The 11,624-nt window shown below is 58.3% G+C and carries 10 protein-coding genes; 5 read left to right on the top strand and 5 right to left on the bottom strand.

The features are described 5' to 3' along the window. Positions 1-58: 58 nt before the first annotated feature. Positions 59-1,303, bottom strand: coding sequence for a DNA-processing protein DprA (dprA, locus tag A11S_RS08900; RefSeq protein WP_015468184.1), 1,245 nt, complete (start codon positions 1,301-1,303; stop codon positions 59-61). A gap of 108 nt (positions 1,304-1,411) precedes the next feature. On the opposite strand from dprA, the gene A11S_RS08895 reads away from it, so the two are divergent. Beyond that, entirely contained in the window at positions 1,412-2,377 is a 966-nt protein-coding gene (locus A11S_RS08895; protein ID WP_148285128.1) for a M48 family metalloprotease, read from the top strand. On the opposite strand, the gene plsY is transcribed toward A11S_RS08895, so the two are convergent. Genes plsY through A11S_RS08875 form a run of 4 tightly spaced genes read right to left on the bottom strand, consistent with a single transcriptional unit; the run spans position 2,374 to position 5,638 of the window. Next, positions 2,374-2,973: a glycerol-3-phosphate 1-O-acyltransferase PlsY gene (plsY, locus tag A11S_RS08890; protein WP_015468182.1), complete on the bottom strand. Its 600-nt coding sequence runs from the start codon at positions 2,971-2,973 to the stop codon at positions 2,374-2,376. The two genes, A11S_RS08895 and plsY, sit on opposite strands and share 4 nt — an antisense overlap. Before the next feature lie 18 nt (positions 2,974-2,991). Then, positions 2,992-3,900, bottom strand: a complete 909-nt coding sequence (locus A11S_RS08885) for an aspartate carbamoyltransferase catalytic subunit (RefSeq protein ID WP_015468181.1) — start codon at positions 3,898-3,900, stop codon at positions 2,992-2,994. Between the two features lies 1 nt (position 3,901). Continuing rightward, on the bottom strand, positions 3,902-5,125 hold the full coding sequence (locus A11S_RS08880; RefSeq protein WP_015468180.1) for a CaiB/BaiF CoA transferase family protein: 1,224 nt from the start codon (positions 5,123-5,125) through the stop codon (positions 3,902-3,904). Between the two features lie 6 nt (positions 5,126-5,131). Continuing rightward, positions 5,132-5,638: a prepilin peptidase gene (locus tag A11S_RS08875; RefSeq protein ID WP_015468179.1), complete on the bottom strand. Its 507-nt coding sequence runs from the start codon at positions 5,636-5,638 to the stop codon at positions 5,132-5,134. Between the two features lie 273 nt (positions 5,639-5,911). Here A11S_RS08875 and A11S_RS11940 point away from each other — a divergent pair, with 273 nt between their 5' ends. The 4 genes from A11S_RS11940 to A11S_RS08855 are packed head-to-tail and all read left to right on the top strand — an operon-like array spanning position 5,912 to position 11,574. Then, positions 5,912-6,283: a response regulator gene (locus A11S_RS11940; RefSeq protein WP_015468178.1), complete on the top strand. Its 372-nt coding sequence runs from the start codon at positions 5,912-5,914 to the stop codon at positions 6,281-6,283. Continuing rightward, complete coding sequence (locus A11S_RS08865) at positions 6,280-8,067, top strand: type II secretion system protein GspD (RefSeq protein ID WP_015468177.1); 1,788 nt, start codon at positions 6,280-6,282, stop codon at positions 8,065-8,067. Before A11S_RS11940 ends, A11S_RS08865 begins: the two co-directional genes overlap by 4 nt. A 15-nt stretch (positions 8,068-8,082) precedes the next feature. After that, complete coding sequence (locus A11S_RS08860) at positions 8,083-9,720, top strand: hypothetical protein (RefSeq protein ID WP_015468176.1); 1,638 nt, start codon at positions 8,083-8,085, stop codon at positions 9,718-9,720. 12 nt (positions 9,721-9,732) lie between these two features. Beyond that, positions 9,733-11,574, top strand: a complete 1,842-nt coding sequence (locus tag A11S_RS08855; protein ID WP_015468175.1) for a GspE/PulE family protein — start codon at positions 9,733-9,735, stop codon at positions 11,572-11,574. Positions 11,575-11,624: the final 50 nt, after the last annotated feature.

Here is an 11,624-nt window from a genome sequence, read left to right as displayed (position 1 = left end):
GCCGGATCATGTGTTTATTTATGGAAATTTGCAAGCTTTTTGGGCGGGCGGGCCGGGGTCAGGCCGCCAGCCGCACGACCCGGTTGCCGGGCAGGCGCTGGACCCGGCCAGAGAGTTCAAGGGTCAGCAGGGCGCTTTGTACCGCGGCGGTCGGCTGGCCCAGCGTGCGGATCAAATCGTCCACATCGACGGCGGTGGTGGACAAATGGTCCAGAATGGCCTCGCACAGATCGGCGGGGTTCGTCGGCACGGGGCGCACGCCCAGATCCAGCATCATGTCCAGAATGTCATCATCCAGGTCGGCGAAGACGTCATCGTCCGGATTGCTGGTTTTTGTGTCGTGGACGAACCCGGTGGCGCGGTCGAACAATCCGCCGGGAATGACGCCCGCCGCCGTGTGGAATTCATCCGGTTGCAAGGTGCGCAGATCATCCAGAATGTCCTGCGCGCTGCGGACCATCACGGCGCCATCGCGGATCAGGCTGTTGGTGCCTTCGGCGCGCGGGTCCATGGGGTGGCCGGGTACGGCAAACACATCGCGCCCCTGTTCGGCGGCCACGCGTGCGGTGATCAACGAGCCGGAACGCAAGGAGGCTTCGACAACGACAACGCCTTGCGACAATCCTGAAATCACGCGGTTGCGGCGGGGGAAGCTTTGGGCAAAGGGTTCCTGCGCCAGGGGGCTTTCCGCCACGATCAATCCTTCGGCGCGAATGGAATCGTACAGCTTCTGATTTTCCGGCGGATAGACAATATCAATGCCGCCCGCGACCACGGCAATGGTGCCGCCGGAGAGTGACCCCTCGTGTGCGGCGGTGTCGATGCCGCGGGCCAGGCCGGATACAACGCCGATGCCCGTCGCCGATAAATCGGCGGCCAGCTTGCGTGCAAAATTCCGCCCGTTCATCGACGCGTTCCGCGCGCCGACAATGCCAACGCAACGGCGTTTCAAAAGTTCGATATTGCCCAGCACGGTGATGATTGGCGGGGCATCCTCAACCGCGCGCAAGGGGGCGGGGTAGCGCACATCATCGGCGCACAGGATTTGGCCGCCGATTTTGCGCAGGGCGTTTAACTCGTGATCGATATCGGCCAGCGGTGCGGGTGTAATTTTCTTGTGCTTGCCGCTGGTCTGGGCCAGATCGGGCAGGGCATCCAGTGCGGCGCGGGCGGTGCCGAATTTTTGCAGAAGGCGGTAAAACGTGATCGGCCCAACATGCGGGGTGCGCGCCAGCCGGAGCCAGTCGCGGATCATATCGTCATCAAAATGCGACGTTGCGGCATGTTCATGTATGCGAGCCATACAAAAGTATGTATCACCCGTTGGGTGTGAAATCCCATCTAAACCAGAGGGTGTGGGGGATATGCACAGTTTTTGACAAAAGTTCCAAGTATATGTAAACCGATCTCCATGCCCGAAAAGCCCCAAATGCCAATATTGCGCCTGCCCACCATCCGCACCCGTCTGGTGCGCGGGGCCGGGATGATTCTGGCCCAGTTTGGTGTGCCGGCCGGGTTGGCCATGGCGGCATCGACGATGTTCGGGTTTGGGCCGCTGGCGGGTTTGGCCTTGGCGGGCGCAACCTATGGCGCCGCGTTTTTCCGCGCCGTGCAGATCGGGCGCGATCACGATTTTGACCGGGCCTATGCCGACGCGCCCACGATCCCGGCGATCCAGGATAGGGCGGCCGTGTTGGCCAAACGTGTTGGTCTGGCTCCGCCTGCTGTGCGTTTGATTGGTGATTGGGATTTTTACGGGCTGGACATGATCGGGGATGTGGCGGCGACAACCGGCACCGCCATCTACGTGTCTTCGCGTTTTAAACGCATGCCTTGCGCGGAACGCGAATTTGTTCTGGCGCATGAAATGGCGCATATGCGCGCCGCGGATTTAAGTACGCAAATACCAATGCGGGCCGCTGTTCAGGGGTCACTGTTCCTGACCGGTGTTGCGGGTGTGGCGATGGTAACGGCTGTGATTGCGACGGGCGGGTCGGTGGTGGCGGCGTTTTATGGTGCGACATGGTCTGGGTTTTTCTACGCCCATCATATGGCACAGAAAGCGCTGGCCGCAAAAATCGTCCGGGAACAGGAATATCGCGCTGATGAAAACGCCCTGCGCCTGACGCGGGATTTTAATGCGGCGGCGTCACTGATTGACCGCTTGGATGATACGGGGCCTGGTGGCATTTATGAAGAAGATGCGCCGCAGCCGTCAATGTTCACGGCGCTTGAAAAATTATTCGGCACCCATCCGGTGCGTGATGATCGGATGAAGGCCCTGCGCGCCGTGTGGCGGGAGATGGTTGCCGCGGACCCGTCCTTGCAAAAACCGCGCGCGGTTCCGCTTGCGCCCGCACCAACGCCGCGCCCTTAAGCGTCCTTTTTCTTTTTCCCGATTTTCGGTTCTTCACCTTTCAGGATACGCTGGATGTTGGCCTTGTGGCGGATCCAGACAAAGGCGGCGACGCCCGCGCAAACGGCGGCCAGTTTGGCGTCGTGATAGACCAGGAAAGCCGAAATCGGCATCGAGACCATGGCAATCAGCGCCGACAGGGACGAGATGCGGGAGATAAACGCAACAACCAGCCATGTGGCACAGGCGGCCAGACCCGTCAACGGGGCCAGCGCCAGAACCATGCCCAGCGTGGTCGCCACGCCCTTGCCGCCCTTGAATTTCAACCAGACAGGGAAGCAATGGCCCAGAATGCTGAACAACCCGGCGGCCATGGCGGCGTCGAATGATCCAAAATGGTTGGCGATTGCAACGGCCAGCGCGCCCTTGCCCCCATCCAAAATCAAGGTCAGCAATGCCAGCGGTTTGTTCCCGGTGCGCAGAACATTGGTGGCGCCAATATTGCCAGACCCGATTTTGCGAATATCGCCATACCCGCCCAGACGCGCCAGCACCAACCCGAACGGGATCGCGCCAAGCAGATAGCCAAAAACGGAGAAGAGAAGAACGCTGGTCATTTATGGTACGTCGTTTCGTTAGCGGTTGATCAAAAGGTCAAGGACAGCCATGCGAACGGGAACGCCGTTGCGCACCTGTTTTAAAATCAGGGATCGTGTCGGATCATCGGCGACTTCATCGGCAATTTCCACGCCCCGGTTCATCGGGCCGGGGTGCATGACGCATGCATCCGGCTTGGCCAGATCCAGACGTTCGGCGGTCAGGCCGTATTGGTTGAAGAAGGCGATATCGGATGGCATGCGAGACGGGTCCATGCGTTCCTTTTGATTGCGCAACATCATGACGATGTCGCAACCGGGCAATCCGGATTCCATGGAGGTGAATTTTTCAATGCCGGCGGCCAGCGGTTTTTCCGGCATCAGGAAGTCGGGCGCAATGACGCGCACCGTCGCACCCAACCGGGTCAGCAGGGCCATGTTGGATGCGGCCACGCGGCTGTGGGCAATGTCGCCGCAAATGGCGATGGTCAATCCTTCGATCCGGCCCTTGGCCTGACGGATGGTGAGCGCGTCGAGCAGGGCCTGCGTCGGGTGTTCGCGCCATGAATCCCCGGCATTGATCACCGGGCATTTGACCATGGAGGCCACATAATCCGGCGCACCATAGTCGGAATGACGGATGATGATGGCATCCGGATCATATTCGGCCAGCGTTTGAATGGTGTCGGAAAAGCTTTCGTTCTTTTTCACCGAGCTGGATTCAACGTCCCAGTTGATGACATTGGCCCCAAGACGCAGCGCGGCCGTTTCAAACGATGTGCGTGTGCGGGTGGAATTTTCAAAAAACAAGTTCATCACGATCCGCCCGTTCAGGGTGGTGGTGATCGGCTGGCCCGCATTGATTTGGTCGGCATAGGTTTGGGCGCGGGATAAAATGGCATCAATATCCGCGTCGGTTAAAGCCTGTATGCCGGTGCAGTGTTTCATGTCAGTGCTGGTCCACAATGTTACGCGTGATCAGGGTTTGGATGTCCGCCTCATCCATCTGCAAAACACCGTGCAGGATGTCCCGTGTATGTTCCCCGCAAATCGGTGGCGGCAAACGGTAATCGACGGATGTGTCGGACAGTTTCAGCGGGCTGCCCACCAGATGAATGGGTGTGGGCGACAACGGGTGTTTCATTTCAATGTTCATGCCCCGGGCATCAACCTGCGCCATGGCGAACACCTGATCCATCTTGTTGACCGGGCCGGCGGGCACGTCGATCTCGCGGCACAACGATACCCATGAATCCACGGTGCGCGTTTTCATGGCGGTTTCGATCATGGGCACCAGAATGTCGCGGTTTTTCACGCGCGATTGATTGCGGGCGAAGCGGTCATCCTCCGCCCATTCGGCGTGGCCGATCGCGGTGGCGAACCGTTTGAATTGTGTATCGTTGCCAACGGCAATCACCATCCATCCATCGGATGCTTCAAAGGCCTGATACGGGACGATGGTGGCGTGGGCATTGCCCTGGCGTTTGGCGACGGTGCCGGAGGTTAGGTAATACTGGGCCAGATTGGTCAGGCCCGCCAACGTGCAATCCAGCAGGGCGACATCGACATGCTGGCCCTTGCCCGTGTCCTTGCGCGCGTTCAGCGCGGCCAGAATACCGATGGTGGCGTATAACCCGGTCATCACATCGCTGAGCGCGACGCCGATTTTCATCGGTTGTCCGCCGGGTTCGCCGGTAATGGACATCATGCCGCCCATGGCCTGGACCATCAGGTCATAGCCCGGTTCGCTGGCCAACGGGCCGGTGTGGCCAAAGCCGGTGATGGATGCGCAGATGATGTGGGGGTGGCGTTTTTGAATATCGGCCCAACCCAGCCCGTATTTATCCAGCCCGCCGACTTTGAAATTTTCGATCATTACATCGGATTTTTCGAGCAGGGCGTGAATAATCTCTTGCCCTTCCGTTGTTGTGATATCGACGGCGAGGGATCGTTTGTTGCGGTTGGCGGACAGGTAATAGGCGCTCTCGCTGGTTGGTGCGCCGTTTTCATCCTGCAGGTAGGGTGGGCCCCATTTGCGGGTGTCATCGCCCTCACCGGGGCGTTCAATCTTGATGACGTCGGCCCCAAGGTCGCCCAAAATTTGCGTGCAAACCGGCCCGGCCAGAACGCGGGAGAGGTCGAGAACGCGGATATTGTTCAATGCGCCAGTCATGACCTGTTACCCCCCGATCCGGAAATGCATGTATTGGTACGCGCCAACGCACAGGATGCCGACAACGAAACCGGGCCCGGCGGGAATTTGCAGGCGGGAGAGTTTCATCGTCCCGCCTTCGCGCCGGGCGGTCAGGGCGGCAACGCCCAGCCCGTGCAACAATCCGGCGGTCGCGCCGAGGGTCAGGGCCAGTGTGATGCCCTCAGCCCCCAGCCATAATCCGGCGGCCCCCATCAGTTTGACATCGCCAAGGCCGAGTGCGTCCTGACCATAATACCGGCTGCCGAAATAGCGAATAATCCATAATACGCCAAAGCCGAGCACGGCCCCGAAGATCATGTCGGGTAAAGTCAGGGATTGGGCGGGGGCAACAAAATGGAAAATGACGGCGAGCAGGGCAAGGGGCGCAACCAGAACATTGGGCAGCAGCCAGGTTTTCAGATCAATGATGGCCAGCGCGATCAGCAATCCAATCGCGCCCGCAAGGCATAACAGCGCCACCCAGTCCAACATACCAGTCTTTCCATCGGGTTATCGGGAAAAGCGATGGGGCGACCCTACACCCGGGCGGGGTGGGGCTCAATATGCGAGGGTGTGGTGATTCACAGCGATTTTTCGAAGCTGAAGCAATCGTTAATATTTCGGGGGTGGGGGCCGGAACCCACGGATTTGCGCCAAAAGCGTTTGCATCAAAGGGGTTCCTTGTTTACCCTTGTTATGATTTATCCGGTTTGGCGAATCACGTCAGACCACCTCCCAGTCCTTCTTTTGTTCCCGGCTCGTCCCATGTCCGCCGCCCAGATTTTAGTTGTCGAAGACAATGATTTTGTACGGATGCAAATTGTCCGTTTTTTGAAAGATGCCGGTCATGAAACGGTTGAGGCAAAAGACGGTCACGAAGCACTCGGTTTGATGAGCGCAGATATTGCGGCCGCCGTTGTCGATGTGCGGATGGAACCGATGGGTGGATTGGATTTTATTCGCGCGGTGCGCGGCAGAGATTTGGAAACGCCGGTCATTTTGGTGACGGGCGATCAAACGACCGATTTGTTGGAACAGGCGGCCAAGTGGGGTGTCGGTGCTGTTCTGATCAAGCCGGTTGTGAAAGACAGGTTGATTAAAGCGATTGAACGGGTGTTGGTCGCCCGGGGGACATGATGATGAAAACACACGCATGCAAAATGCAGAACCGTAAAGGTATGGCGCGACAATTGCTGTCCGCTGCGGTGTTGCCGCTGATGTTGCTGGGTTGCGCGCAGGCCAACGTGCCGGGTGCTCGCGATCTGGATATTCCCGCGCCCGCCTTTGCCGAGGAGCGCAAGGAAGCCATCAACGAACGTCCGGATAGCGTGATGTATCTGCCGCTGGGGCGCGATGTGCTGATCCCGGAAATTTCCATGGATGATCCACTGCCGAGCGATATGGTCGGTCCGCTGGAGCTGCGTGGTGAAACGCTGGCTGGTGCGTTGCAGTTGATTTTGGCGGATTACGATGTGCCGCTGGCGTTTGAAAGCAACGAAGGCCTGACCCGCACGATCACGGTCGCCAATTTGCGCGGACCGTTGAATTCGGTCGTGCACAAGGTCTGCGGTCTGGCCCAGCTTTATTGCTCGTTCGAAGATGGTGTTCTGGTTGTGAAAGAAAACCAGACCTTCACCGTCAAAATTCCGCCGATCAGTCAGGATGAATCGTTTATGCAGAACGTCGCCGCCGGTTTGGCCGCGATTGTCGGTACATCTCCGATTATCGACAGCTCGACCCGGACATTGGTTTACACGGCGAACCAGACATCCGCCGATATGGCGTTGCGCTATTTCCAGCGCATGCGTGCATCGACCGCGTTGATCGTGTTTGAAACCTATATCTGGGAAGTGTCGCTGAACGCCGGTAACGCTACGGGTATTCGTTGGGATATGCTGGCCGATCTGGGCAAGTTTGGCACGGGCTTTAGCATCAATGATGCGACGCTGGGCGAAGGATTTACCAACCCGATCAGTATCGGTTTGCCGACGACGAAGGGGATTGAGGGCGCGGACGGTTCTTTGAGCGCGCGTGAGATTTTCAACTTCCTGTCACAATTTGGCGCGGTGAAAACCGTATCCCAGCCGCAAATCACCGTTCTGTCCGGGTCTGAGGCGCGCCTGCGCGCGGCGGAACGCCAGAACTATGTCGCAGAAATTTCCGAGACATTGGATAACGGCCAGTCGACCACGTCGGTCAGCACGGATTCGGTGGATACGGGCTTTACTCTGACGGTCGGCAGTGCGTGGGATAACGCGACGGTTTATGCCGATATTGAAATCGCCCTGACCGATGTTCTGGAGATTGAGGATTTTGCCTTTGATTCCACGGGTGGTGGATCGACAACGATTCAGTTGCCCCGCACGACCGAACGTGAATTGAACACGCAGGTGCGCGTCCGTCCGGGTGATTCAGTCCTGATCGCTGGACTGGTGCAGGAATCGGACAACTTTAATACCAATGGCCTGGGGTTGATGGAGCCGATCGTGCCGACCAACCGTTCGACCGTGACGACGAACCAGGAACTGGTTTTCCTGCTCCGCCCCCGCGTGGTTGTCTACACCAACCCGGAAGAAGGCCAGCGCAATGCCATTCGTGGGTCGGCCATGCCGGCACCGTCTGATGCGCCGGTGAATCCGGATGTGCCGTCGCCGGGCCAAACGCCGTTTGTGGCGCCTGCGCCCGTGGCGACATCAACGGGTGGCGAGGCATTTGTGTCGCCCGTGACGGAGTCCAATGTTGCGCCGATCGCACCTGTTGTGCCTGCGGCCAGCGCGGCGATGGATTCGTCGGTTGAGGTTGCGCCGTTGGATACGCAACGCCCAGCGACGCTGGCGCGCGATGCGCGTATGACGGGGACGTCCAATAACGGGGCTCCGGTGGATCTTCTCGAATCCGGCCGGCTGACCGGAACATATTGATAGGTAAATGATCCGATGATGACATTATTGAACATGGCCCCATCGTCCGCACACACCCTGATTTCACGGGGTTTGCGTGCATGCCTGATCGGCGCTGTTGGCGCTGGGTTGTTGTGGACCGGTTTTTCATCGCAAGCGGTCGCGCAAAGCGCGTTTGACGATCCGGGCCGGAACGTGACGGGCAAGGGCGGCGTGATCGGTGATCTGACCCCAGTGCAGCCGAACGTGGATACCGGCCAAATTTCGTTGGGATCCACGGCGCAGGTCGTGGTGTTGTTCCGCAACGACAGCGGTCGTCCGTTGCAAACGGGGGCGATCAATCTCTATCCGTCATCCAGCGTGTCGGCGTCGGTTGCGATCAATGAATGCCAGGGCTCCTCGCCCGAAGATATGTTGCCGCCGGGGGCGGTCTGCGCCATTGGTCTGTCCGTGAAGGGGTTGCAGGCGGGACGTTTCCGTATCGAAATGCTGATGCGCCACAGTGGCACCACGCGTCTGGTCACCGCGACCGTCGTGGGTGATGTGCAGGCCAATGATGATGATACCGATGTATTCCGCAGCGATATCGAAGCCATTCCTACCGAGCTGGATTTCGAGGATGTGGATACCAGCCAGCCCGTCGTCAAACCGGTTGTGTTCCGTAATATTACGTCCGAAGCGATTGATATCGAGGCGATCTATGTTGAGGCCGCCGATAAATCCGGGATCAGCTTCCGCACGGATTGCGCAAAACTGGGCCCCGGTCAGGCCTGTATTGTGTCGGTGATCTGGTCACCGATCCTGCGTGGTCAGGTGTCGGGCGTTCTGGTGATTGAACATTCCGGCCCGACCAGTGTGGCCAGCGTACCCATTCTGGGTGAGTTTGATCCCGAGGATCTGGAGCAGGCCAAGCCGTTCCCGGAAGCCATTCCGGGCAAGGGGTTGCTGGTATCTTCCCAGGAAGAGATCAATTTTGAAACCGGCGTTTCGACATCGTCCGCTATGACCGTATCATTGGTGAATGCGGGTGATGTGGCTTTGACCCTGAACGACATTCGTTTGTCCAACACGGACACGGGGTTGTCGATTTCGAAAAACGGATGTGCCCCGGATATGATGCTGGAACCTGTTCAGGCCTGTCCGCTGACCGTCGTTTGGAACCCGGTCCGTGAAGGGGCCATTCTGGATGATATTCAGGTGATGCATGATGGGGCCCGCGGCATTCTGGTCCTGCCTGTACGCGGGACTGCAACCGGCATCGTCAGCAAGGATAATCAGGCTGTTCGTCTGGCCGAAACGGTTGTGACCAGCGCGTCCGGTGAATCGCGTCAGGAAATTATCGTTCGCGACAATGATATTGATCCGGCAACGGTTCTGGACGGCTTTGCTGTGACATCGCACTCGCCGAAGCGGGCCATTATCACCGGTCCGGGTGGCAGCCGTATTGTGTTTAATGGGGAAGAGGTCGTGATCGGCGGTTTCCTGTGGAACGTCAATATCCGCTCCAGCGGTGTTGAATTCCAAAGCGGCGATGAAAAAGTCTTGTTGCTGTTCGATCGTGCTCTGTCGTCCAATTCCGTGAATGTGGGTCCGGGCCGTTCATCGTCTTCGACCACATCATCATCGTCCTCATCTTCGTCGTCCTCATCCTCAACCGCGACACCAACGCAGTAAGGGCCTGAAGCGATGAGCGATCAGGATTATCCAGACGATCAGAACCCGATTGACGCCGTCCCCTCTTATGAAGGCGAAGAGCGTCGAGGGCCGGGTGAGCGTGTTGATCGCCGTCAGGCGGAGCAGGGCGCGCCCGGTGGAATGGAACGCCGCATGTGGGCGGATCGTCGCCGTATGCGCGCGAACGAAGGGCGCGAGCGTTATCTGGATATGGTGCAGAAGGAACGTGCGATCCTGATGGATCAGGGCGTGTCACGCACCACGGAACAATTGCTGGAAATGGCCGGAGCCACGGTGGCCGGTGGTGCGGAAGCCGAAGAAGAAGGCTTGCGTGACCGCGCGTCGGGTGACCAGTTGCGGTCAATTTTGCCCGTGCAATCCTGGTTGCCGCTGTCGATCCATTTGATCGGCCTGCAGGACGGGGTGATGCGGATTGCGCCCCTGCATGAATTAAATGATCGCCAGATCAAAGCGTTGCTGTCCACCGCCAACCGTTCAGGTCTGGTTGTCGATCGTATTGAGATCGAGGTCTGGGATCGGGCGGAGCTGTTGGAAACACTGCGCGCCGTCCATGATCTGTCGGCCGACCGGACGGAAAAAACATTGGCGCAATGGTTGTCCGATACGGATAACGGTTTGCTGTTGAACCAGTTCCAGCGCGACATGCTGGCCGAAGCGTTGCAGATGCGCGCATCGGATATTCACATTTTGCAGGATAACAACCCCGATACGCCGAACTGGATTCGCTACCGTATCGATGGTGATATGATTCCCATGCACTTGCTGCCGTCCGATGCCATGGCGCGTCTGACAACGTTGATCAAACGTGATGCGGGTTTGAACTTCGGTGACCGGACCACGCCGAAGGATGGACGTTTTGCCTTTATGTGGCAGGGCCGGAACATTGATATTCGTGTGGCCGCTGGACCACAGGCGCAGGACGGTGAAAAAATCACTCTGCGTCTGCTCGACCGCGCGTCGCTGAAGGGGTTTGACGAATTGTTCCGCCGCCATACAGATGTGGCGGATTATCTTTCGCAGTTGCTGTCGCCGGATATTAAGGGTGGCGGTGGTTTGATCTTGCTGTCCGGTCCGACGGGTTCGGGTAAAACGACAACGCTTTACGCGTGCGTACAGCAGATTGACCGTCGCCGTCGTCACGTTCTGACGATTGAAGATCCGATTGAATATGAATTGCGTTACGCCACGCAGTGGCAGGTGCGCCCGGGCATGCCGGGTGGCGAATTTGCCGATTTGATCCGCGCCGCGATGCGTCACGATCCAGACTATATCGTGATCGGGGAGATGCGGGATGGCGATACGGTCGAAACCGCTTTGCGCGCCGCTGAATCCGGTCACACGGTGATTTCAACCATTCACGCCGATACGGCATTGCAGACATTTGAACGTTTGCGTTCATTGATGCCGCATGAGCGAGAGCGTTCATCAACCTTCACCCTGGCGCAACAGGTGAAGGCCATCATGAACCAGCGTTTGGTGAAAACGCTGTGTCAGGGATGCGCCCACAAAACGCGCGCAGTCGAGGCGATGAGCGAAGAAGAGATTTATATGCTGGGTATCAGTCCCGATGCCATCGTGCGGACGCACAACAGCTCGGGCTGTGATCTTTGCAACCGCACGGGGATTATGGGCCGGACATTGCTGCTGGACGCGGTGATGATTCCGATGGGCCCGGCGCAGCGGAACCAGATTTACGAAGCGCTGATGTCTAACGTGAACGCGGTGCTGCATGTCGGGGGCGTGATTGTTCACACGCGACGCGAGGGGCTGGTGGATCTGGTCTTAAGCGGGTTGGTGGACCCGAAACTTGCGCTCTCGAATCTGGAAAATTAAGCTTTTTGTCGTTATAATAAGGGGCAGGGCAAGCGTGCCCGCCTTGGTCT

The sequence above is a fragment of the Micavibrio aeruginosavorus EPB genome, assembly GCF_000348745.1.
GTDB lineage: Bacteria > Pseudomonadota > Alphaproteobacteria > Micavibrionales > Micavibrionaceae > Micavibrio > Micavibrio aeruginosavorus_A.
This window is presented reverse-complemented; position numbering and strand designations above follow the sequence as displayed.

Bases quoted from the DNA above. Each gene is read 5' to 3' on its own strand.
- dprA (WP_015468184.1), bottom strand. From the start codon at position 1,303: ATGGCTCGCATACATGAACATGCCGCAACGTCGCATTTTGATGACGAT.
- A11S_RS08895 (WP_148285128.1), top strand. From the start codon at position 1,412: ATGCCCGAAAAGCCCCAAATGCCAATATTGCGCCTGCCCACCATCCGC.
- plsY (WP_015468182.1), bottom strand. From the start codon at position 2,973: ATGACCAGCGTTCTTCTCTTCTCCGTTTTTGGCTATCTGCTTGGCGCG.
- A11S_RS08885 (WP_015468181.1), bottom strand. From the start codon at position 3,900: ATGAAACACTGCACCGGCATACAGGCTTTAACCGACGCGGATATTGAT.
- A11S_RS08880 (WP_015468180.1), bottom strand. From the start codon at position 5,125: ATGACTGGCGCATTGAACAATATCCGCGTTCTCGACCTCTCCCGCGTT.
- A11S_RS08875 (WP_015468179.1), bottom strand. From the start codon at position 5,638: ATGTTGGACTGGGTGGCGCTGTTATGCCTTGCGGGCGCGATTGGATTG.
- A11S_RS11940 (WP_015468178.1), top strand. From the start codon at position 5,912: ATGTCCGCCGCCCAGATTTTAGTTGTCGAAGACAATGATTTTGTACGG.
- A11S_RS08865 (WP_015468177.1), top strand. From the start codon at position 6,280: ATGATGATGAAAACACACGCATGCAAAATGCAGAACCGTAAAGGTATG.
- A11S_RS08860 (WP_015468176.1), top strand. From the start codon at position 8,083: ATGATGACATTATTGAACATGGCCCCATCGTCCGCACACACCCTGATT.
- A11S_RS08855 (WP_015468175.1), top strand. From the start codon at position 9,733: ATGAGCGATCAGGATTATCCAGACGATCAGAACCCGATTGACGCCGTC.